Origin of the sequence: Pseudomonas sp. 3JA (assembly GCF_036961705.1) — a bacterium.
Taxonomy (GTDB): domain Bacteria; phylum Pseudomonadota; class Gammaproteobacteria; order Pseudomonadales; family Pseudomonadaceae; genus Aquipseudomonas; species Aquipseudomonas fluorescens_Q.
In genome coordinates this window covers 45,785-69,115 of record NZ_JBAMDJ010000023.1, presented here as the reverse complement: position 1 = coordinate 69,115, position 23,331 = coordinate 45,785, and the positions used below count along the sequence as shown (strand labels likewise).

Here is a 23,331-nt window from a genome sequence, read left to right as displayed (position 1 = left end):
GTTTCTCCTGAATGCGCATAGCTTCAGGGGGATGACCTGGGAAGGCAAGAGTCTCGGTACGAAGCGACAGTTTGCCCCATAATCGAACCAACTCGGCCGCTACAGCTCCTACAATCAGGAGCCAACGGCTCAGCTCAGATCCCCTCCCATCAGGATGCACACATGCAGGCAGAAAGCTTTTTCGAATGGCTCGGCCAGGCGCTCGGTTCGGTGATCCGTTTCATCGTCGACCTGCTCAGCGGTCTCTTCAACACCCTGGCCAATGCCGGCGGCAATTTTGTCGATGGGCTGTCACGTACCCTGGGCATGGACACCTCGATCATCAGCATCATCGCGCTGATCCTCGGGCTGATGTTGCTTTACTCGGCGATCCGCGCGTTCATGCGGGCCTCGATCGTCATGGGCATCATCTGGCTGGTGCTGGGGTTGTGGTTGTTGAGCTGGATTATCCACTAGCACTCGGATCGCTCCCCACCACAGAGCCCGCGCCGGACACAGCACCTGTGGCGAGGGAGCTTGCTCCCGCTGGGTGGTGAAGCCGCCCCAAATGGGCTGACGCAATCTTCCAGACACATCGCGCCAGCCGGCTTTACGACTGCTTCGCAGCCGAGCGGGAGAAAGCTCCCTCGCCACAATGAGTCCGAAGTCACTTTGGAGAATTGCGTGTTCCCCTCCGCACCGGGCACGATCAATTCAGGAACCCGCTACAATCGCGCTCCATCAAGGAGCCCGCATGTCCAACCTGACCACCGACTGGCGCGACCGCCTTACCCATCGCCGGGTCTGGGCGCTGGCTGCGCCAATGATTCTCTCGAACATTTCCGTACCGCTGGTGGCCTTGGTGGACAGTACCGTCATCGGCCATTTGCCCCATGCCCATCAGTTGGGCGCGGTGGCGGTCGGGGCGAGTTTGTATACGGTGTTGGCGTGGGCCATGGGTTTCCTGCGCATGGGCACCACCGGGTTCGCCGCCCAGGCTGCCGGGCGCGGTGATGGGGCGGCGTTGCGACAAGTGCTGCTGCAAGGGCTGCTGTTGGCGATAGGGTTGGCGGTACTGCTCGCTGCCGTCGGCGTGCCATTGAGCGACGTAGCGTTGCACTTCATGCAGCCGTCCGCCGAGCTCAACCAGTTGACCCAGGATTTCTTTCACACCCGGCTGTTCGGCCTGCCGGCGGCGCTGGCCAGTTATGCGCTGGTGGGCTGGTTCCTCGGTGCCCAGAATGCCCGGGCCCCGCTGGCGATCCTGTTGGTAACCAACCTGATCAACATCGCCCTGAACCTGTGGTTCGTGATCGGCCTGGACTGGGGCGTGACCGGTTCGGCCCGGGCGTCGGTGATCGCCGAGTGGACCGGTGCGCTGGTCGGCCTGGCCCTGGCTCGTCACACACTCCGCGCCTGGCCTGGACAGATTGTCTGGGGCGCCCTGGGGGTGTGGCAGAGCTGGCGTCCGCTACTGGCGGTGAACCGGGACATTTTCATCCGCAGCCTGGTGCTGCAAGCGGTGTTTTTCCTGATCACCGTGCAAGGCGCACGCCTGGGGGATGCGACCGTGGCGGCCAATGCCTTGCTGCTCAACGGTCTGTTGCTGACAGCCCATGCCCTGGACGGCCTGGCCCATGCCGTCGAAGCGCTGTGCGGCCATGCCATTGGCGCCCGCGACCGCCTGGCGCTGCGTCGCTCGCTGGTGGTGGCGTGCGGCTGGTCGTTGATCGCAAGCCTGGGCTTTGCACTGCTGTTCCTGCTCGCCGGCCACCTGTTCATCGACATGCAGACCGATATTCCTGACGTGCGCGCCACCGCTTATCACTACCTGCCCTACCTGGCCGCCTTGCCGCTGATTGCGGTCTGGAGTTACTTGCTCGACGGGCTGTTCATTGGCGCCACCCGTGCCCGGGAAATGCGCAACGGCATGCTGCTGACCCTGCTGCTGGTGCTGCCCATCGCCTGGGCGCTGCAAGGGCTGGGCAACCATGGGCTATGGATAACCTTCCTGCTGTTCATGGCCCTGCGCAGCCTGACCCTCGGCGCTTTCGCCTGGCACTTGCAGCGGCACGATCGCTGGCTCGGCGCATCAGCCCACTAACGCTCAATCCTGGCTGCCCTGCCAGCGCCGGCGCAGATGCTCGAACCGCTCGCGCTGCGAACCACCCACCAGGCCAGGCACTGGCCGGGCATCGGGGTATTGCAGGCGTAGCCACAGCCAGTCATCGAGCACCGCCCGCTCGGTAAACCCCAGCGTCAGGCCCTGCTGCAAATCCCCCCAGAGCCGCTGGTAATTACATCCGGTGGAGCGGCACCATTGCCAGGCGTGACGCTCCAGCAGGCACCGTTGCAACTGGTCCTGCTGCCGGTCGCTGAGCCCATGCTCTTTCTCCAGCGCCGCCACCGGCAGCCCAGGGTTGGACAGTTGTTGCCAACCCTGGCTGCCGATCGCCCGGTCGGCCCAGGTGCCACCAAACCAGCGCAACAAACTGATCGGGCCCAGCCAGCAACTGAGTTCTTGAGGGTCGCAACCGTCGAAGAAATAGCTGGCGATGTACGGATTGTAATAGCTCAACAAAGCTTTGTGGTGCAGACCCAGGGTCACCGTCAGCATGCGCCGCAGATGCGCCAGCAATTGCGCAGCAGGCGATGGGCTGACCAACAACAGCCCCGGCCAGGAACCTGGGTCCAGGTGACAAAGGCTGGCCAGCGCAGGCGAATGGCGCAGATCCACCAACAGCGGACCGTGCTCTCGCAGCCCATGCAGCTCGGTGTTTTCAAACAAGGCAAAGCACCGGGCCTTGGCGAACTGCGCGCGCACCAGCCGCGCAGCGCCAGGCGCACTCGGTACGTCGAGCAGCAGCCATTGCGGCGGTGATCCAGACAGGGGCGCGGCGTTCATCGAGCGACACTCGCGCCACGCCGCATGAGCATACGGCAGGTGCACAGTGGCTGGGAGCAGGGGCTGAAAGGCCCGCCTTCGGGCAACAAGCACAACAAGACCAGCGGCTCGGCATCCCGGATTGCAGACAACAGAAACGGATCGGCAACCGATGGCCCACGCGTTTCGCCTGTGGATGACTCATCCACAATCTCTACTGAGGCAGGCGCATCCAGAAATGCACTGATCATTGGCCGATCCGGATCGCCTTCGATAAAGCTCACCAGCACCTCGGTGCCGTCACTCAAGGCGCCCGCCACGCCCGGGACCAGTTCGGGCGCCAAAGGCAGCCAGCAATGACTGGGGCTCGCGCCTTCGCCCTGGTAGAGCCAGTCAAACTGCACCGCCACGCGCCCCGCTCCCAGCTCCGACGGCTCGTCCACCGCCACGACCCAGCCACGTTGCCGGCTCACCATGCGCGGTTTTACCGGGACCTCCTCCGGCACGAACAGCACGCCCCGGGGAATGGCCCTGAAATGATTGCCGTACACCCCCGCCTGTGCGCGGTGCTCGACCTTCGTCAGCAGCCAGCGCCGGTTCCAGTCGGCAAACGGATGGCCCGTCAGCTTCAGCACCTGACCGCCGTGCAGGCTCATCAAGTCGCTGCGCCCCTGGGCGACCTGCTCCTCCGACACATCGGTTTGCACGCTGAACGAGCGCACCGCGGCAATCGGGTCGTCGTCCGCGTAGACCGCCTTACCGGCAGGGGGAAAACTGTGTGGATTATCAGCGAACACCAGGCAATGCCCGTCCCGGGTGTGTTCGAAATGAAAGTGGATACCCGCCTGGGCGCATACGCGCTGCAGGAACTGCAGGTCCGACTCTCGATACTGGGTACAGAAATCCTGCGGTGGATAATCGCCACTCAAATCCAGGCACAGGCTGCGGCCAATGATGTCATGGGCCTTGAGCACCTGGCGAATGATCTGCGGCACCGAGCGGGCGCTGAAAACCCGCTGGCTGAATCGCTGCGCCAGACAGGCCAGCTTCGGCCCGATACGCACCTGGCAGCCGGCGCCATGACTGTGTTGGACCAACTCATGAAGCTGCCCATGAACACCTCGGCCCGGGGCCCCGAAACTCAACCAGACGCTGCGGTACAACAGGCCCGCCAGGTCCAGGTTCGCGTCGCGCAACGACAGCTGCGCTTCATAGACGAAGGGTTCGCTGATCGCTTCGCTACCCGTGAAGGCCACGACGTCAACAGGCTCGGGCAGACCGGCTATCTCCAGACGAAAGGCTGGCTCGCTGGCTGGATCGGACATCGGCGTTTCTCTACAGGAGGGGCGGTCGGGGATTCTCGCCGAGAGCCATGGCCGAGTAGAGGGGCCAAGTACAAGTTAGGAAAGGGACTACACGAAATAAGGACATCGCCGGTTAAACGCACCGATGTGCGGAAACAGCGGCGGCACACATAAAAATGCCCTTCAGGACTGTCCGAAAAAACCCGCAGCATGCGGTGTATTTTTCTGACAGCCCTGGAGGGCGGTGTTAATCGGTGGAACAGACGCGCCCCTGTGGCGAGGGAGCTTGCTCCCGCTGGGCTGCGTAGCAGCCCCCTTTTGTGAGCGCTTCGCACTCAAGCGGGAGCAAGCTCCCTCGCCACAGGTCCGCCGGCACGGAACCGGCATCAGTCGATCAAGACGACAGGTAGGAGGAACGCGTCAGCCCCAGGCGCAAGGCATCGAGGAACTGGGTACGTTCGGCGGCGCTGATACGGGCGCTGGCGCACTTGTCGCGGTAGTGAGTCATCAACTCCTCCGGCGACAGGTGCACGTAGCGCAGCATGTCCTCGATGGTGTCGTGGGTTTCGATACCGGCGTGGTACACGCTGCCATCGGCGTTCTGGTAGATGTTCACCGAGTCGGTGTCACCGAACAGGTTGTGCATGTCACCAAGGATTTCCTGGTAGGCACCCACCAGGAAGATGCCCAGCAGATAGTCTTCATCCGGCTTGAGAGCGTGAACCGGCAGGCTGGTCTCGATGCTCTGCTCGTCGACGTACTGCTTGATCTTGCCGTCCGAGTCGCAGGTCAGGTCTTGCAGCACGGCGCGGCGCAGCGGCTCTTCGTCCAGGCGATGCAGCGGCAGGATCGGCAACACCTGGCCGATGGCCCAGGTGTCCGGCAGGCTCTGGAACACCGAGAAGTTGCAGATGTATTTGTCGGCCAACTTGTCGTTGAGCTCATCCAGCACCTGGCGGTGCGAGCGCTGGCGCGCCTTCAACGAGTTGTGCAGGCGACGGCACACCGCGAAATAGCATTGCTCGGCCAAGGCTTTTTCGGCCAGGGTCAGCTTGCCGTCGGCATATTGGGTCGCCACGTCGCTCATGTAGTGGGTGGCGCGCCAGTAAGTCTCGGTGACCATCTCGATATCGGTCGGGCCCAGCAGGTCAACCAGCCATTGCACTGTTTCCGGCAGTTCCTGCTTGTTGTCGATCACCGGCACGTCGTCGTTGTGTTTCTCGACGTCGGTCACTTGCACCACCAGCATGGCGTGGTGAGCGGTCAGCGAGCGGCCGCTTTCGGAGAAGATGTTCGGATGCGGCAGGCTCTGGGCATCGCAGAACTCCTTGAGCATGCCGACCACGACACCGGCGTAATCGTCCATGTCGTAGTTGATCGAGCTGGCATTGCGCGAGTGCGTGCCGTCGTAGTCCACGCCCAGGCCACCGCCGACGTCGATGTGATCCACCGGCAGGCCGAGGTTGCGCAGCTCACCGTAGTAACGGATCGCTTCCTTGAAGCCATGCTGGTAGTCCGCCAGGTTGGCGATCTGCGAACCCATGTGGAAGTGCAGCAGGCGAATGCCCTGGTCCAGGCCGGCAGCACGGAAACGCTCGACCACCGACAGCAGTTGCGCGGCCGACAAGCCGAACTTGGACTTCTCGCCACCGGTATCGGCCCACTTGCTCGACGCCAGGGATGACAGGCGCACGCGCAAGCCGACCTGCGGCTTGACCTTGAGCGTTGCGGCCTCTTCGATCACCAGGCCGACTTCAGACTCTTTCTCGATGACGATGAAGACGTTGTGACCGAGCTTCTGGCCCATCAGCGCCAGACGGATGAATTCGCGGTCCTTGTAGCCGTTGCAGACGATGGTCCCGCCCTTCGGCGCCAGGGCCAGGACCGCCAGCAGCTCCGGCTTGGAACCGGCTTCCAGGCCGATGGAGACGTTCTGGGTGGCAATGATGTTCTCGATCACCGCTTCCTGCTGGTTGACCTTGATCGGATAGAGCGCGGTGTACTTGCTCTGGTATTCCAGGCGCGCGATGTTGCTGTCGAAGGCGCCGGTGAGCTGGCGCACACGGTCTTGCAGGATGTCGGGGAAGCGCACCAGCAAGGGCAGCGACAGGCCGCTCTGGCGCAACTGATCGACTTGCTCGAACAGGTCGATGGGCGAGCTGTCGGGACCGTTCGGACGGACTTCGACGCGACCGGCTTCATTGATCGCGAAATACCCGGCCCCCCAATGGCGAATCCCGTAAACACTGCGGCTGTCCGCAACTGTCCATTGGCTGCCATCGTCTTTGCGTGTGCGTCGTACGGACATCGAAGTCCCCTATAAAGAAGTCAAAATGCACCATCCGGTCGGAGGCTGGGGCAGTCTAGAGAGTGAAAATGACGAATTGCCTGTTAGCAAGGTAGACCCTGCTCCCAGCGATGAGTTTAGAAACCCGTTCAGAACAGGCTCTGTGAAAACCATGCGGGCGACCTCGAACATTGGATTCGGGTCAAGCCGAGGGTGGTTTTCACAGAGGCTGCTAGCCGCCGGATTTCTTTGCCTTGAAGCCGTGCTTGACCAGTTCCGCCAGCAGCAGCTCGACGTGATCGCCCTGGATCTCGATGATGCCGTCTTTCAACGCACCACCGGTGCCACAGCGTTTCTTCAACGTAGTGGCCAGCTCCTTGAGCGCGTCTTCGGCCAACGGCACGCCAGTGATCGTGGTCACCGTCTTGCCGCCGCGACCTTTGCTTTCACGGCGCACGCGCGCTATGCCGTCACCGGCAGGGATGGCGGTCTGTTTGCAGATGCAGGCATCCACCGGCTGACGGCAATCAGGACAATGACGACCGGCGTCGGTAGAAAATACCAGGCCGCCCAGGGCGGCGAAGGATGCGGCTTTTTTGGCCACCGGCAATCCTCTCGGGAGGACAAAGACTGGTCGAGGGGGAATGTGCCTCGACCGCGAAACCCCACTCAGGCAGGGGCAGCGCTACTGGACCGCAGACACGGTTCAGCTTGAAAAGTCGCGCAGTGTAACGGCAAAAAGCCGACTTGCTAAGGGCCAATCAGCGCCAATTTATAGCTTCTTTGCGACGCTGCCGCCATGGACCCGCAAATAGCGTTCAAGCGCCGCCAGAGAGTCCGGGCAGTAAGGCTTGCGCTGGATTTCATCAAGCACCTGATCGAGGGGCAGGAAACGCGCTTCGAGGACTTCTTCGGGCTGCAAGACCAACGGGCCATCCCACACCGCCGAGAACGCCGAGCACCACAGGCGACTGCCAGGGTCTTCGAAATAAAAATGGTCGTGTGCGGTCAGTTCCACGCCGCTCACACCCAGTTCTTCCGCCAGCTCACGGGCAGCCGATTCGGCGTAGGTCTCATCGGCCTGCACCATACCGCCCGCCGCCACGTCCCAGAAACCCGGGTAGATGGCCTTGCTCAGGGTGCGCCGATGAACACACAGCTCACCGGACGAATTGAACAGCATGATGTAGGTGCCGCGTCCGATCAGGCCACGCTCGCGCAGCTCTGAACGCACCAGGCTGCCGAGCAGGTTGTCGTGCTCGTCGACCCACGCGATCAGCTCGGCATCCGAGGCCGCTCGGTGAGCGACCTCCCGGGGGCTTTCGCTCATGGATCAGCCCTGGTTCAGCAGTTGCCGCAAGTCGATGACCGCTGCGTTGGCCCGGGAAATGTAGTTGGCCATGACCAGCGAGTGGTTCGCCAATACACCGAAGCCGCTGCCGTTGAGGATCATCGGGCTCCAGACCGGTTCCTGGGACGCTTCCAGTTCACGGATGATCTGTCGCACGCTGACCGTGGCGTTCTTTTTCGCCAGGACATCGGCGAAGTCCACTTCGATGGCGCGCAGCAGGTGCGACAACGCCCATGCCTGGCCACGGGCCTCATAGAACACGTTATCGATTTGCAGCCACGGGGTCTCGACCACCTCTTCATCCACCTGTGGCACCTGGCCCGGGGCCGGGACTTCGGTTTTCAGCGAGGTGTTGAGCTTGACCCGGCCAACGCTGGCCGACAGACGCTGGGACAACGAACCCAGGCGAGTGCCGACATCCCCCAGCCAGTTGTTCAGGTTGTCGGCGCGGGCGTAGAACAGTGCGCTTTTCTGGCTTGGGTCGGACAGACGCGCCTGATAGCGGCTCAGGGAATTGATGCCTTCCTGGTATTCAGATTCGCTGGAGGGCAGTACCCAACTGCGGTTGTCGAAGTTGAAGCGCGGTTCGGCCTTGGCCAGGTCGGCGTCCTCGGCGGACTGGGACTGGGAACGGGCGAAGTCCTTGCGCAGGGCACGGCTCAGGTCGCGGACCTGCACCAGCACGCCGTATTCCCAGCTCGGCATGTTGTCCATCCACAGGCCAGGTGGGAAGCGGTCGTTGGAGATGTAGCCACCCGGCTTGCTCAGCAGGGTCCCGGCCACCGTCTTGAGCGTCTCGACCGTGGTGTAGCCCACCACCATCTGCCGGCCATCTTTCTCGGCTGCGGCCTGGGCGTTCTGCTGCACAGGGAACAGCGCGGGCTCCTGGCTCCAATACCAGCCGACGGCAATGGTCACCAGCAGGTAAAGGCCGATCAGCGTCGCCAGTGCGCGGCTGAAAAAAAGCCCACCCAGGTAGCTGCGGGTGTCCGATTTCGGCTCGGCGGCACGTTCAGGCGCGCTGCCCGCGCGGTTTTTCCAGTCCAGCATGGTGATATCCCTTCAATCACTTGAGTTCTCGGTTCGACCACAACCCTACGCCATCGTGCCTGATTTGAAACGCGATAATGCGGCGCCCATCATGCCGGGCGCGACAGGGCAATCGAACAGCACTATAAAGGAAGCGTTGCCATCGGCCTACGAGACTGGTCAGTCACAAACTGAATTTCGCGACTGGACAGAATATTGACGTGTGACACTCATGCAGAGGAAAAGAGGTGCTAGCATAGAGCCACCAGTCGATCTCAGCATGCACCCTAACTAGTAGTCAGGATATGACCGAGCCAGAAGACCCCAGCCGTGAGCGCCTCAAGCACCACTTTGCCCAGCGGGTAATTCATCAGGCTCGTCAGATCCTGGAGATTTGGCAGCGCCTGCAACGCAGTGAGTGGTCAAGCACCGACCTGTCGGAGCTCAGCGAAGCCAACCTGCGCCTGCTGCGCTTTGCCGAGCGCTTCGAACAGCCCGAGCACGCCCAGTTGGCCCAAGGCATCAGCCAGTCACTGCAAGCGGTGGACGCCAATCGTGGGCGCCTGAGCAGCCACCTGATCACCGAAATCAACCGCTTGATGCAGCGCTTGTCGCGTACCGGCCTGCGTCATGGCGACCAACTCGAACAAACCTTCCTGCCGCCGCTGCGCAAACCCATCTACGTGTTGCTGCAAGATCATGACCGCGCCGAGCGCCTGGCCAAGCAGTTGGAGTTCTTCGGCCTCGGCGCCCAGGCGCTGGACAGCGTCGCGGGGTTCCGCGCCTCCATGGTCGAGCGCCTGCCGGCGGCGATTGTCATGGATGTGGATTTCAGCGGACCCGGCGCGGGCCTGAAACTGGCCGCCGAAGCCCAGGAAGGCCTGGAGCAGCCGCTGCCGCTGTTGTTCTTCAGTTTGTTGGAAACCGACACGCCGACACGCCTGGCCGCGGTGCGTGCCGGTGGGCAGGAGTTTCTCACCGGCACCCTCGAAGCCTCGAGCCTGCTGGAAAAGATCGAAGTGCTGACCTGCGTTGCCCAGTACGATCCGTACAAAGTGCTGATCATCGATGACTCCCGTGCCCAGGCCATGCATACCGAACGCTTGCTCAATAGCGCCGGCATCATCACCCGCACGCTGATCGAGCCGATCCAGGCCATGGCCGAACTCGCGGACTTCCAGCCCGACCTGATCATTCTCGACATGTACATGCCGGCCTGCACCGGCACGGAACTGGCCAAGGTGATACGTCACAACGACCGCTACGTCAGCGTGCCGATCATCTACCTGTCCGCCGAAGACGACCTGGACAAGCAACTCGATGCCATGAGCGAAGGTGGCGACGACTTCCTGACCAAACCGATCAAGCCCCGGCACCTGATCACCACGGTGCGCAACCGTGCCGCCCGGGCGCGCAACCTCAAGGCGCGGATGGTGCGCGACAGCCTCACCGGCCTGTACAACCACACCCATATCCTGCAACTGCTCGAGGATTGCAGCTTTCGCGCTCGTCGCGAAGGCAAGCCCCTGAGCTTTGCCATGCTCGATATCGACCATTTCAAACGGGTCAATGACAGCCACGGCCACCCCATGGGCGACCGGGTGATCAAGAGCCTGGCGCTGTTTCTCAAGCAACGCCTGCGCAAGACCGACTTCATCGGCCGTTACGGCGGCGAAGAGTTCGCCATCGTCATGCCCGACACCGACATCGACGCCGCCTGCAAAGTGCTGGATGAAATTCGCCAGCGCTTTGCCGAAATCCACTATCCAGCCCAGCCCCATGATTTGTGGTGCACCTTCAGCGCCGGCGTGGTGGAGATGAGCGATGACTCCGACAGCCTGATGATGGCCAGCCAGGCGGATGAAGCGCTGTATCGCGCCAAGCATGCCGGGCGCAACCGGATACAGAGCGCCCGCCAATCAAAGCAAAGTGCCACCTTTTCATCGGAATCGACCGATTCGGTCATAAACCTGTAACGCAAACGCAATAACTTCAAGCGCTTACGATTCTGCCCCTGGTAGACACTTGATGCGCCTGAAGCTGCTGACCAATCTCAATACCCTTCTTTTAGTTGCCGTGTGCCTCGGCCTCGGCGCCACGCTGTGGTGGTCGCAGATTGCCCTGGAGCGACCCTATCTGCTGATGGAGCGCTACCTGGGCCTGTCGCGACAATTCCAGGGCGAAGTGGCGCGCAACATCGAGGACTATCTGGCCAGCGGCGATGCCCTGCGCTTGAGCACCGCCACCCAGGCGCTGGAAACCCTGCAAAAAGACCTGGATCAATTTCCCCCGGAACTGGCCAAGACCCTGCGCCCGAGCCTGGCGAACCTCGACAGCTTCAGCAAGACCGATCTGCTGGCCGCCGGCAAACTGGCCGGTGATCCGCAGGCCTTGCTGCTACAGGCCGAACGAGAGTTGAGCGCCAGCCTCGATCAACTGGCCCAATACGCCAATGGCGCCCCGGCCTACTTGCCCGCGCTGTTTGCCGCGTCGCAGCACCTGGGCCGCCTATCCCTCACGCGGGACAAACTGGTCAGCAGTGGCCGCAGCGAATTGGCCGCCGACGTCGAGCGGGAACTGGCGAGCATCCGTGTGGAGGCCGAACGCCTCGACAACCTGCCACTGTTGGGCGTCACCGTCAGCAGCGAATCAGGCAGCGATGATTTCGCCGCGCTGATGGGTTTGCAAACCCAGGAAAAAACCGCCGCCGACGACGCTGGCATCGCTCTCAAACGCGAACTCAACAGCCTGCTCAGCCGCTACCCCGCCGAGCTGGGACGCACCCGCGAGCTGATCCAGAAACGCACCGAACTGAGCAGCGCCACGCACCTGAAAATCGCCGATGTGCAACAGGCGATCGATACGATGGAGCCTGCGGTTCGCGCCCAGCATGGGCAGATCCAGGGAGAGGTTCGCTTGATCCAAGGGGTAATGATTGGCCTGATCCTGCTGATCGCCCTGCTCATCGACACCTTGCAGCGACGCCTGGCGCGGACCTTGACGCACCTGGCGCCGGCCCTGTCGACCTGGGCCGAAGGGGATTTCAGCCGTGACATCCACGTGGGCGCCAGCAACCGTGAACTGCAAGACATCGAAGCGTCGCTCAATCGCCTGCGGGCTTATCTGGTGGATCTGGTGGGCACCATTCGGGTGAACGCCGAACAGGTCGCCGGCAGCAGCCGTGCCCTGGCCGAGTTGAGTGGCGAGCTGCACGGCGGCGCCGAGGATCAGGCCAGCGACACGGCGCTGATCCGCGACTCCCTCAGCGAACTGGAAGCGACGATCCAGCAGGTGGCCGGCGATGCCAGCCAGGCCGCAGACGCCAGCCGCAGCGCCGGGCATGCCGTGGAACAAGGGCAGAAGGTCATTGGCCTGAGCCTCACCGGCCTGCATGCGCTGGTGGGCGAAGTGCAAGGCAACGCGCAGATGATCGAACAACTGGCCGAGGAGTCGGCCACCATCGGTGGCGTGCTGACGGTGATTCGCTCGATTGCCGACCAGACCAACCTGCTGGCCCTCAACGCCGCCATCGAAGCGGCCCGTGCCGGGGAAATGGGCCGGGGTTTCGCGGTGGTGGCCGAGGAAGTCCGCTCCCTGGCCCAACGCACGGCCGGTGCCACCGCCGAAATCCAGACACTGATCGCCCGTCTGCAACAGGCCGCACGCCAATCGGTGGACGGCATGCGCGCCCAGGTCGAACACGCCGAAGCCACCGCCAACCAGGCGCAAGCGGCCGACGGCGCGCTGGACCAAATCGTCGGCGCCATACAGACCATTGCCGACACCGCCGTGCGCATCGCCGATGTCACCGCCCAACAAAGCGGCGCCGTCAGCGAAATCCGCGACCATAGCGAGCGTATTCACCAATTGGGCGGGGATAACCTGCTGCGCATCGGACAGGGGCGGGAACAGGGTGACAACCTGCTGGTGCTGGGCGGACGTTTGCACACCGCCGTGCAGGCGTTTCGGGTGTAACGGCTGGAGCGTGGCTTGGCGGCAAAAGCGGCGGGGCAGTTTGCATTGTTGCGTGACACGCAGTCCTCACGTGCAGGCTTTCCGAGCGCAGATGACCGGATCAAGAGACACGGTCACAAATTTCGCGCAAACATCGGTCATCGTGCTGGCTATTGCAGAGAACTGGACAGTCACAAAGGCTTTGCGGCATAGTCGCCAGGTTCTGATACCTGCTCACAGATAACAAGGAACAGCAGATGGCGACCCTATTGGTCCTGCACGGACCCAACCTGAACCTGCTGGGCACCCGTGAACCGGGCGTCTATGGCGCCGTGACACTGGCCCAGATCAACCAGGACCTGGAACAGCGGGCTCGCGCCGCCGGCCATCATTTGCTCTATCTGCAAAGCAACGCCGAATATGAATTGATCGACCGTATCCATGCCGCGCGTGGCGAAGGCGTGGACTTCATTTTGATCAATCCAGCAGCTTTTACACACACAAGCGTCGCATTACGTGACGCGCTGCTGGCGGTGAGCATCCCATTCATCGAAGTGCATTTGTCTAACGTGCACAAACGCGAACCTTTCCGCCATCACTCTTACTTCTCCGATGTAGCGGTGGGAGTGATCTGCGGCCTTGGCGCCAGCGGTTACCGACTGGCCCTGGAGGCCGCTCTAGAGCAGCTTGAAAGACAGGCGACAGCTTGAAAACAAGCGTTAAACGCCCCTGACCGACCCTTGGGAGTTGATGATTCATGGATATCCGTAAAGTTAAGAAATTGATCGAATTGCTGGAAGAGTCCGGCATCGACGAGCTTGAGATCAAGGAAGGCGAAGAGTCCGTACGCATCAGCCGCCACAGCAAGACCCCGGCCCAGCAGTTCTATGCACCGGCACCGATGCATGCTCCAGCCGCCGCGCCTGCTCCAGCAGCAGCGCCGGTTGCCGCAGCCGCGCCCGCCGCACCGGCTGCGCCAGCGCTCAACGGCACTGTTGCCCGTTCGCCAATGGTGGGCACGTTCTATCGCAAGTCTTCGCCATCCTCGCCGTCCTTCGTTGAAGTCGGCCAGACCGTGAAGAAAGGCGACACCCTGTGCATCGTCGAAGCCATGAAGATGATGAACCACATCGAAGCTGAAACCAGCGGTGTGATCGAGTCCATCCTCGTCGAAGACGGCCAGCCGGTTGAGTACGACCAACCGCTGTTCACCATCGTTTGAACCGCGGAGAGCCTTTGATGACTGCGAAGTTGGAAAAAGTTCTGATCGCTAACCGCGGTGAGATCGCCCTGCGGATTCTGCGTGCCTGCAAAGAGATGGGCATCAAGACCGTCGCCGTTTACTCCAAGGCCGACAAAGAACTGATGCACCTGGGCCTGGCAGACGAATCCGTCTGCATCGGTCCGGCGTCGGCTGCGCACTCCTACCTGCACATCCCGGCGATCATCGCCGCTGCCGAAGTGACCGGCGCCACCGCCATTCACCCGGGCTACGGTTTCCTGGCGGAAAACGCCGACTTCGCCGAACAGGTCGAAAACTCCGGTTTTGCCTTCATTGGTCCGAAAGCCGACACCATCCGCCTGATGGGCGACAAGGTTTCGGCCAAACACGCCATGATCGCTGCGGGCGTGCCAACCGTTCCGGGTTCCGACGGCCCGCTGCCTGAAGACGAAGAAACCGCTTTGCGCATCGGTCGCGAAGTTGGTTATCCAGTGATCATCAAGGCCGCTGGCGGCGGCGGTGGTCGTGGCATGCGCGTGGTACACAAGGAAGAAGACCTGATTTCCTCGGCGAAACTGACCCGCTCCGAAGCGGGCGCAGCGTTTGGCAACCCGATGGTCTACCTGGAAAAATTCCTGACCAACCCACGCCACGTCGAAGTCCAGGTGCTGTCCGACGGGCAGGGCCATGCGATCCATCTGGGCGACCGCGATTGCTCGCTGCAACGTCGTCACCAGAAAGTCCTCGAAGAAGCGCCGGCACCGGGCATCGACGAGCAGGCTCGCGAGGAAGTCCTGGCGCGTTGCGTCAAGGCCTGCATCGACATCGGCTATCGCGGCGCCGGCACCTTCGAGTTCCTGTACGAGAACGGTCGTTTCTACTTCATCGAAATGAACACCCGTGTTCAGGTGGAGCACCCGGTTTCGGAAATGGTCACTGGTATCGACATCGTCAAGGAGATGCTCAGCATCGCCGCCGGCAACAAGCTGTCGTTTACCCAGGATGACGTGGTCATCCGCGGTCACGCACTGGAATGCCGGATCAACGCCGAAGACCCGAAAACCTTCATGCCAAGCCCAGGCACGGTCAAGCATTTCCATGCCCCGGGCGGCAATGGCGTTCGCGTCGATTCGCACCTGTACAGCGGTTATGCCGTTCCGCCGAACTACGATTCGTTGATCGGCAAGCTGATCACCTACGGGGCGACCCGTGACGAAGCCATGGCGCGCATGCGCAATGCGCTGGACGAAATCGTGGTCGACGGGATCAAGACCAACATCCCGCTGCACCGCGACCTCGTACGCGACGAAGGCTTCTGCAAAGGCGGCGTCAACATCCATTACCTGGAACACAAGCTGGGCAACCAGCACTGATATTCCAAGTGATGTAAAAAGACCCCGGTCCATTGGCCGGGGTCTTTTTTTGCCTGTTCTTCAAGATGACAATCCAGTGGATCAGCTCAGCGCCACCGTAGGGAACGCGTGGGCTTCGATCTGCGCCGCAGTCGCTGGCCGCCCCTGCGGAGTGAGCACGGCACCACTGGCATTGGCCACCAGCGGCTCGCTGCGCACGCGCGTCATGAACCCACGGGCCCGCACCGACACCGGATCAGAACCCTGTTTCGCCCTCGCCAGCACCGGTATGTAGTAGCGTTCGACCTGGGTGCGGGACGTCTTGAAAACCGACGTCACGCCATTGCGCAAATCCAGCGATACACCGTAGGTGTTGCCGAAGCAGGACGAATACGACCAGTGATCCCAGGTGGGCCGCAGCCCCTGGCGCCGCATCGCCGACCTGACCCGCCCGCCGATGTCCGCCCCCGTCAACCAGTCGCCACCCACCAGGGTCGAACGAATATCCTTTGCGCTGGCTCCCAGGCGTTGCGTCACGTCCCGGAGGCTGCGCTCGATCAGCGCGCGGATATTGTGATCGAAATGGATAACCGCCCCTGCCTTGGTGGCCGGGTTATACAACGACGCGATCACGCATGTCTGCGCGTTCAGGGAGAACAGATAGTTGTCCGCCGCGGCCTCGCTGAACCTTGCCACCACAGCCTCGCCCTGCAACGCCCCCCTTGATACGTCCGGGAAGACATGGGCGGGAAACGCCTCCCGCAGATCGCTCACTCGGCCGAGGACAAGCACTTGATCATTGCCTCCTTTCAAGCCGACGTCGTTGTGTACCCACTTGCCCTTCCCCACCCTGCGGATAGGCAGGTTGTACAAGGCACCGGGGCGACTGGCATCCACCAGGCACAAACCACCGAAGTAAGGGTCTTCCTTCACCTGGTAGTACTTGCCTTTACTGCGGATGTAATAAGTAGTGTGTGGCTGCGATGCGCTGGACGGGCTGCGATAGGTGCCCTCAAAGAGGCTCTCCCCGGTTACCAGCTCCAGATTCTCAGGCGCTTTGCCAACTGCCTGTTTCGGCTTGAAATGTATGGGCTGGATGACTGGCCCGGTCTCTTTGGCAATCAGCGGCGTCACGCGTCTCAAGCGCTGCTCGGACAGTGACACAGGCTTCACGACAAGCTTCAGGCTCCTGGCTGCCCGCCCCAGTAGCGGAGCAAGGGTCCCGCCCCCCAAGGCTGCGAACAATAGGCCCCAGGAAGCCATCAACCAGTGGCCCAACGCACGATCCGTGTCGCCCTGCCCATGCGCCTCGGCGGCCTGTTTGACGCTGACGGCAATGAAGGCGACATCCAGCAGCAAGGCGAAGGGCGGATAAACCAGGCACACGGGAGCCGATGCAAACAGCAGCCCCTTGATGACCTGCCGCCTGATCACCTCGGCGCGACTCTTGGTGACGTCTTCCACATCGCTGATGGCGCGCTCGATGTAGGCATCGAACTCCGCCTGGATATCGTTCACTCGATTGAACTCGCGCAATGTGTCGACGCCAATGCTCGTCGCCGCCAGCGCCGCCAATGAACGCCTGACGGCCGCGCGGGCACCGAGGGCAACCCGTTCCAGCACATAGTCATGCAAGCGCGTGGCGACCGCCCCGGAAAAGTCCTGGTACCGGCGAAACGTGACTCCGTCCGGAGCATCGGGCGTGTACAGCCAATAGGCGCCCTTCGGGTCGAAGTAGGCAAAGACATAGGCGCCCATCACGATATGGCCGCCGATGGAAAACCTGATCACTCCTTCGCGCTGCACGACGCTCCCCGAATACACCGGACCGGACACCGACACCGACTCACCCAGAAGGGTGACTTGCCGGGTGAGCCACCAGAACTCACTGGCACCCAACTGGGATTTGCCCGTTGCGACACGCAGGTCACGGTCCATCCGGGTCAACAGCAGGTTGCGGTAGGCATTGCGCCGCTGGGCGTATTCCGGGGCACGGGCATCGAGAAACCTGCGGCGGACCTGTCGCGCATATTGCTCACCCAGGTATGCCCGCCGGATATAGGACGCAAGCTCCGCACTGCGGACCTGCCCCAGGTCCTGCCCCACCGACGAGCGCACACCTTTTCTGGGATTGTCGATACCCGAGTTGTCGTCATACCCGTGGATGGCAAGCTCCAGCAGGCTGGCGACTTCGGTCTTGCCATCTGCCAAGCCCGGGTTGTAGTCGATGAGCACCGTCGCAGGATCGACCGGCGCCTGCACGCCCTTGCTGCGCATGTAAGGCGCAATCGCCTGCGTGACGATACGCTTGGCGAAATCCACGAAGACTTCGTAACCCACCAACTGCTGATTGAACACCTGCTGATGGACCACCAGCTCCTGACTCAAGGTGCTGATGTTTCGCCGCGCATCGAGCGGCAGGACGGCGTACCAGCGGGGCGATTCGTCCAGTTCCACTTGCGCCAGGTTGTTGTCCAGGCCCCTTGCTACGATGTCTTCAAGGCATGCCCTGAAACCTTCCACCGCGCCCCTGGGATCCTGGCTTGAATCCCATGTCGCCGGCTTGTCTGCCACGCGGGTAAAGTACTCCCGGGCCACGCTTCGGTCCGCTGGAGAAATCCGTTGCAGCAGGTACTCGCGGCCGGCTTCGCTGCGGGTCCAGGCACCTATCTCCACACTCACGGCCCAAAGCGAGGGCAATTCGATCCACTCCTGGCCATCCGGTTTGTCGGGGGCGTACAGCAGCAGGTCGCCTTGCAGGTCCTGGCGATGGAACAGGAGAAAATCGGCACACTTCAACGCGTTTGGAAGTACCAGGCAACTGACCCGTAGAACGCCGACGGGCGATGCCGAAGCCTCGCCCTCCCATAGCGCCTTGACGGCCTCATGGTTGGCCACCGTCAAGTGACCCGCACAGCGGGCAATGAACGCACTTTGCTGCAAGCGTGCCGTGAACCAATCGAGCATGGCGTCTTTCAGATCCCCTCGGCCATACCGCTCGACCAATGCCTGCCGGTACCCGGCCGGGGCATCGAGCTCTGCCAGCATTTGGCTGATGAACGCCGGGGAAAGCGGCTGGTTACGCAGCATGGCGCCGTTTTCCACCAGGAACACCGACACGGCGTCCGGCCTGACTGGACCGGCCGCCAGCAGCTCGCTCAGGCTGCGGGTTTGCACCGGCTGCCCCATTACACTTCGCCATTGCAACTGCACTCGAATGCTGTCCGGCTCGACCTCCATGTCCCGTTCACGTCGGACATAGTCCTTGGCCAGGTGCCGGGCAAAAGCCTGCAGCGAAGCCAGGCCATCGAGCCGACCATCCAGCAACGCCTGGGCCTGGGTAGTCTGGTCCTGGAAAGCCTTCAGCTTTTTACGATCAACTTCGCCTAGCCCTCGCAACCAATCAGGCAACTGCAAACGCGCGATGGCCTCGAGGTCTTGACGCTCCTGCGTCGTCGCCAATGCGGTCAATTGACTCATCTGCCGCCAGCGATGCTGGAGCGCTTCGATTTTCTCCCTGAGCTCATCGCCCCCCTGGCCCTCCAGCGGACCAGGCTGGAACAGCAGTTCGACTGCAGCCATGTGCTCATCGAGCTTGTGCCCGAGCAGCGCTTCAAGCGAGGCGTCGCGCTCCGCCATTCGCCAATGACGTCGTAAATAGTCTTTGTAGTGATAAATAAAACCCGAGGCGACACTCTCCACCGCCTGGACGATAACCGCCTGGCGCTCAGTCGGGAAACCCAGGTCAGCCCCGTCCGGCCAGCGATAGGGCGCATCCTGCTCTTCATCGCTAACCAGTGGTTTCTGATCGATCATGCGCTGCAACACCGTGTCGAGCAGGGTGTCAATGAAGTGAGGATCGATGTTGCCTTGGTGATAATGGGTGCGCAGCTCGACCAGCAGGTACTCCTCCAGTACCTCCAGCAAGCTCATCTGGGTTTGCAGTCGCGCGTCGATAGCCTCCTGCCAACGCGTCAATCTCTCCAGGGTCATTTGTACAGTCGCCGCCTGCGGGGAAGAGACCGACCCCGTGCGCGCCATGTTGCTTTGCCGTTCGGCAGTGATGTCCATACACATTCCTCCCTGCTGTGTGGACCGGCACCTTATCCGCCCGGCGATACGCCCATGGCATACATATATATATCGAAACACCCACCCGGATGGCGCGAGACTCGCTTATCCACTTTGGCGGCGACCTGGCGTACACTGCGCGCCTTTGCAGCCCTGCGCTGCCCCCTGTAGATTTTTTCCAAAGGTGCCCGCCATGCCTTGGCTGCAAGTACGTCTGGCCATCAGCCCGGAACAAGCCGAAACCTACGAAGACGCGTTTCTTGAAGTAGGCGCCGTATCGGTAACCTTCATGGACGCCGAAGACCAGCCGATCTTCGAGCCGGAGCTCAACACCACCCCGCTGTGGTCCCACACCCACCTGCTGGCCCTGTTCGAAGGCGGCACCGAGGCGGCCAGCGTGCTGGCCCACCTCGAGCTGCTGACCGGCAGCCCGCTGCCCGAGCATCACAGCGAAGTGATCGAGGACCAGGACTGGGAACGCAGCTGGATGGACAATTTCCAGCCGATGCGTTTCGGCCAGCGCCTGTGGATCGTCCCGAGCTGGCACGCCGCGCCAGAGCCGGACGCTGTCAACCTGCTGCTGGATCCGGGCCTGGCGTTCGGCACCGGCACCCACCCGACCACCGCACTGTGCCTGGAATGGCTCGACGGCCAGGACCTGAAGGGCTGCAACGTACTCGACTTCGGCTGCGGTTCGGGGATCCTGGCGATTGCCGCGCTGCTGTTGGGCGCCAGGGAAGCGGTAGGCACCGACATCGACGTCCAGGCCCTGGAAGCGTCCCGCGACAACGCCGGGCGAAACAACATTGCCGAAGCATCGTTCCCGCTGTACTTGCCGCAGGACTTGCCACAGGTCCAGGCCGACGTCCTGGTGGCCAACATCCTCGCCGGCCCGCTGGTGTCCCTGGCGCCGCAACTGTCGAGCCTGGTCAAGCCGAGCGGACGCCTGGCACTGTCAGGCATCTTGGCCGAACAGGGTGAAGAAGTCGCCGCCGCTTATGCCGCGGACTTTGACCTGGACCCGATCGCCAATCGCGATGGCTGGGTGCGCATCACCGGACGTCGGCGCTAGAATGACCGCCTGTATCCACCGGATTGCCGCATGACTGACAGTTTCGTCACCCAGTGCCCGCATTGCCATACCCGTTTTCGCGTCAGCCATGCTCAATTGAGCGTGGCCCGCGGGGTGGTTCGTTGCGGCTCGTGCCTGCAAGTGTTCAATGCCGCACGACAGTTGCTGGAACAACGCACTGCCAAACAAGCGGCGCCTGCCGTCGTGCCGACCTCCAAGCCGGCGGTCGAAGCCCCGCCCCGGGCGATCAGCCAGAAACAATGGAGCGCTGCCGAGCTGGATCTGGATGATCTGGACAAGGAACTGGCGCGCCTGGAGCGGCGCGACAATCGCGCGCCAGGAAATACCGGCCGGCGCCGGGAAGACAACCTCAGCGCGCAACGCGACTCGCTCTCCAGCGAACAGCAAGCCTGGCCCGACAGCCTGTACAGCGAATCTTCCAGCGAGCGCGCCGAAGCCGTCCTCCAGGACACCATCGAACCGTTCGAACCCCACGAACCGGCCCGGCCACCGCGCACCGAGCCGTCGCTATCCCTGGCCCTTGAACCACTGGAACCGGACGACGAGCCTGTCGCCCCTCTCCACCTGGCGCCGGACGACGAGCCCGACGAACACCTCGAGCGCCTGTCCGCCACCGACGACCACGACGACGAACCCGAGCAGTTGGCACCGTTGCGCAAGTCACGGGAACGCCAGGAGCCGGGGATACGCGCCGAAGCCCTCCACGACCTGGACGACGACCCGTTGCAACTGGACTGGCGCAAACGCCGCTCGCCCTGGGGCCGACGCTTGTTGTGGGGCCTGCTGATACTGCTCGCCAGCGCGGCCCTGGGCGGCCAGTACATCGCCTACCATTTCGAAGAACTGGCCCGCCAGGACCAGTACCGGCCGTGGTTCCTGCAAATCTGTCCGACCATCGGCTGCGAAGTACCGTCCAAGGTCGACATCGCCAAGATCAAGAGCAGCAACCTGGTGGTGCGCAGCCATCCGGAGTTCAGCGGTGCCCTGGTGGTGGACGCGATCATCTACAACCGTGCGCCCTTCTCCCAACCTTTTCCGTTGCTGGAACTGCGCTTTGCCGACCTCAACGGACACCTGATCGCCAGCCGTCGCTTCAAGCCCGGCGAGTACCTGGGTGGCGACCTCGAGGACCGCGGCGAAATGCCGCCCCAGACGCCCATTCACATCGCGCTGGATATCCTGGACCCTGGCCCCAAAGCGGTGAACTACAGTCTGAGCTTCCATTCCCCGGAATGAAGCCGGCCAGGGTCGGCCAATTGACGGCAACTTTCTGACTGACCCTACCCAGACCAAACCGCTGGCGATAACAAAATAGCTGTTCAGATTTTATCCAATTCGATCTTTATCCAGTCATCGAGAGCGGGTATCATGCCAACCCTTTTTCGAAGTCTCATGATCCGACCCCACTTCAGGGAAGTCCTATGTCGGCGGTACGCATCGGCCCATATACATTGCAGAACGGCCTGATTCTCGCCCCTATGGCGGGGGTCACCGACCAGCCCTTTCGTCAGCTGTGCAAGCGACTGGGTGCAGGATTGGTGGTTTCGGAAATGGTCACCAGCGACATGAGTTTGTGGAACACCCGCAAATCGCGTCTGCGCATGATCCACGAAGGTGATCCCGAGCCCCGCTCGGTACAGATCGCCGGTGGCGACGCACAGATGCTGGCGGAAGCGGCCCGGGCGAACGTCGAGCTGGGGGCGCAGATCATCGACATCAACATGGGTTGCCCGGCAAAAAAAGTCTGCAACAAGGCCGCAGGCTCGGCACTGTTGAAAGATGAAGCACTGGTCACCGAGATCCTGCAGGCGGTCGTCGCCGCGGTCGATGTGCCGGTGACCCTGAAGATCCGCACCGGGTGGGACCGGGAGAACAAGAATGGCCTGGTGGTGGCGAAGATCGCCGAACAGGCGGGCATCACGGCGCTGGCGGTCCACGGCCGCACCCGAGCCGACCTGTACACCGGCGATGCCGAGTACGACACCATCGCCGCGATCAAGCAGGCGGTGTCGATTCCGGTGTTTGCCAATGGCGACATCGATTCGCCCGAGAAGGCCCGGTACGTGCTCGACGCGACCGGTGCCGATGGCCTGTTGATCGGCCGGGCCGCCCAGGGGCGGCCATGGATTTTTCGTGAGATCGAACACTTCCTGCGCACGGGCGAAAAGCTCGCGGCTCCGCAGTTGTCCGAGGTGGAACGTATTCTGCTAGAGCATCTGGCCGCGCTACATGCCTTCTACGGAGAAGTCATGGGCGTACGCATCGCTCGCAAGCATGTGGGCTGGTATCTCGCAACCCTGCCGGGCGCCAGGGAGTTTCGCGCCCGTTTCAATCGTTTGGATGGTACGCAAGCACAATGCGCCGACGTTCAGGCGTTCTTCGCTGAGCGTTACAAGAGCCTGACAGGGGACGAAGGGGTGGCCGCATGACGATGATGACCGAGACTTTAGTGAGTGGAACAACACCCGTGAGCGACAACGTGAATTTGAAACAGCACCTCAATACGCCCAGCGAAGAAGGCCAGACCCTTCGCGGGAGTGTCGAGAAGGCGCTGCACAATTATTTCGCCCACCTTGAGGGCGCTGCCGTCACGGATGTGTACAACCTGGTGCTTTCCGAAGTCGAGGCGCCTCTGCTCGAAAGCGTGATGAACTACGTCAAGGGCAACCAGACCAAAGCCAGTGAGCTGCTGGGCCTGAACCGCGGCACCCTGCGCAAGAAACTCAAGCAGTACGATCTGCTGTAAGCATTCAATCAAACCAGAAAGGCGCCCGCGTAAAAACGGTCGCCTTTTTTGCTGACTTC

At 62.2% G+C, this 23,331-nt stretch carries 18 protein-coding genes; 11 read left to right on the top strand and 7 right to left on the bottom strand.

Translation table 11 applies throughout. From position 1 onward, the window contains the following. Positions 1–162: 162 nt before the first annotated feature. Positions 163–456, top strand: a complete 294-nt coding sequence (locus V7773_RS18540) for a hypothetical protein (RefSeq protein ID WP_018607618.1) — start codon at positions 163–165, stop codon at positions 454–456. A 277-nt stretch (positions 457–733) separates the two neighbouring features. Then, the gene (locus tag V7773_RS18535; protein ID WP_336074407.1) at positions 734–2,083 is read left to right on the top strand and encodes an MATE family efflux transporter; all 1,350 of its coding nucleotides are present in this window, start codon (positions 734–736) and stop codon (positions 2,081–2,083) included. Positions 2,084–2,086: 3 nt separating this feature from the next. On the opposite strand, the gene V7773_RS18530 is transcribed toward V7773_RS18535, so the two are convergent. The 6 genes from V7773_RS18530 to V7773_RS18505 form a co-directional block, all read right to left on the bottom strand. After that, positions 2,087–2,884 carry a DUF4123 domain-containing protein gene (locus tag V7773_RS18530; RefSeq protein ID WP_092147082.1) on the bottom strand — a complete coding sequence of 266 codons (798 nt, stop codon included), beginning with the start codon at positions 2,882–2,884 and terminating at the stop codon, positions 2,087–2,089. After that, complete coding sequence (locus V7773_RS18525) at positions 2,881–4,188, bottom strand: type VI secretion system Vgr family protein (protein ID WP_092413218.1); 1,308 nt, start codon at positions 4,186–4,188, stop codon at positions 2,881–2,883. The genes V7773_RS18530 and V7773_RS18525 overlap by 4 nt, the downstream gene beginning before the upstream one ends. A 373-nt stretch (positions 4,189–4,561) precedes the next feature. Next, positions 4,562–6,475 (bottom strand): arginine decarboxylase, encoded by a 1,914-nt coding sequence (gene speA / locus V7773_RS18520; protein WP_014336393.1) that lies wholly within the window; start codon positions 6,473–6,475, stop codon positions 4,562–4,564. Between the two features lie 211 nt (positions 6,476–6,686). Beyond that, a complete protein-coding gene (locus tag V7773_RS18515) occupies positions 6,687–7,058 on the bottom strand; it encodes a translation initiation factor Sui1 (RefSeq protein ID WP_003197435.1) in 372 nt (123 codons plus the stop codon). A gap of 168 nt (positions 7,059–7,226) precedes the next feature. After that, on the bottom strand, positions 7,227–7,784 hold the full coding sequence (locus V7773_RS18510) for an NUDIX hydrolase (RefSeq protein ID WP_336074404.1): 558 nt from the start codon (positions 7,782–7,784) through the stop codon (positions 7,227–7,229). A 3-nt stretch (positions 7,785–7,787) separates the two neighbouring features. Continuing rightward, on the bottom strand, positions 7,788–8,855 hold the full coding sequence (locus tag V7773_RS18505) for a DUF2333 family protein (protein WP_003197431.1): 1,068 nt from the start codon (positions 8,853–8,855) through the stop codon (positions 7,788–7,790). Between the two features lie 284 nt (positions 8,856–9,139). On the opposite strand from V7773_RS18505, the gene V7773_RS18500 reads away from it, so the two are divergent. From V7773_RS18500 to accC, 5 genes are all read left to right on the top strand, one after another. Next, positions 9,140–10,810: a GGDEF domain-containing response regulator gene (locus V7773_RS18500; RefSeq protein ID WP_092147078.1), complete on the top strand. Its 1,671-nt coding sequence runs from the start codon at positions 9,140–9,142 to the stop codon at positions 10,808–10,810. Positions 10,811–10,862: 52 nt separating this feature from the next. Then, positions 10,863–12,809, top strand: coding sequence for a methyl-accepting chemotaxis protein (locus V7773_RS18495; RefSeq protein ID WP_336074402.1), 1,947 nt, complete (start codon positions 10,863–10,865; stop codon positions 12,807–12,809). 236 nt (positions 12,810–13,045) lie between these two features. Continuing rightward, entirely contained in the window at positions 13,046–13,498 is a 453-nt protein-coding gene (aroQ, locus tag V7773_RS18490) for a type II 3-dehydroquinate dehydratase (protein ID WP_063323112.1), read from the top strand. Between the two features lie 47 nt (positions 13,499–13,545). After that, positions 13,546–14,010 (top strand): acetyl-CoA carboxylase biotin carboxyl carrier protein, encoded by a 465-nt coding sequence (accB, locus tag V7773_RS18485; protein ID WP_003197423.1) that lies wholly within the window; start codon positions 13,546–13,548, stop codon positions 14,008–14,010. Between the two features lie 17 nt (positions 14,011–14,027). Continuing rightward, positions 14,028–15,383: an acetyl-CoA carboxylase biotin carboxylase subunit gene (accC, locus tag V7773_RS18480; RefSeq protein ID WP_003197421.1), complete on the top strand. Its 1,356-nt coding sequence runs from the start codon at positions 14,028–14,030 to the stop codon at positions 15,381–15,383. Between the two features lie 81 nt (positions 15,384–15,464). Here the strand turns inward: accC and V7773_RS18475 are convergent, their stop codons facing one another. After that, a complete protein-coding gene (locus V7773_RS18475) occupies positions 15,465–19,433 on the bottom strand; it encodes a dermonecrotic toxin domain-containing protein (protein ID WP_336074397.1) in 3,969 nt (1,322 codons plus the stop codon). A gap of 193 nt (positions 19,434–19,626) precedes the next feature. Between V7773_RS18475 and prmA the strand changes: the two genes are divergently transcribed. From prmA to fis, 4 genes are all read left to right on the top strand, one after another. Further along, positions 19,627–20,505 carry a 50S ribosomal protein L11 methyltransferase gene (gene prmA / locus V7773_RS18470; RefSeq protein ID WP_336074396.1) on the top strand — a complete coding sequence of 293 codons (879 nt, stop codon included), beginning with the start codon at positions 19,627–19,629 and terminating at the stop codon, positions 20,503–20,505. A 30-nt stretch (positions 20,506–20,535) separates the two neighbouring features. Beyond that, positions 20,536–21,762: a DUF3426 domain-containing protein gene (locus V7773_RS18465; RefSeq protein ID WP_092147070.1), complete on the top strand. Its 1,227-nt coding sequence runs from the start codon at positions 20,536–20,538 to the stop codon at positions 21,760–21,762. 185 nt (positions 21,763–21,947) lie between these two features. Continuing rightward, entirely contained in the window at positions 21,948–22,955 is a 1,008-nt protein-coding gene (gene dusB / locus V7773_RS18460; protein ID WP_092147068.1) for a tRNA dihydrouridine synthase DusB, read from the top strand. Further along, a complete protein-coding gene (gene fis, locus V7773_RS18455; RefSeq protein ID WP_003186237.1) occupies positions 22,952–23,272 on the top strand; it encodes a DNA-binding transcriptional regulator Fis in 321 nt (106 codons plus the stop codon). Before dusB ends, fis begins: the two co-directional genes overlap by 4 nt. The last annotated feature ends 59 nt before the right edge of the window (positions 23,273–23,331 follow it).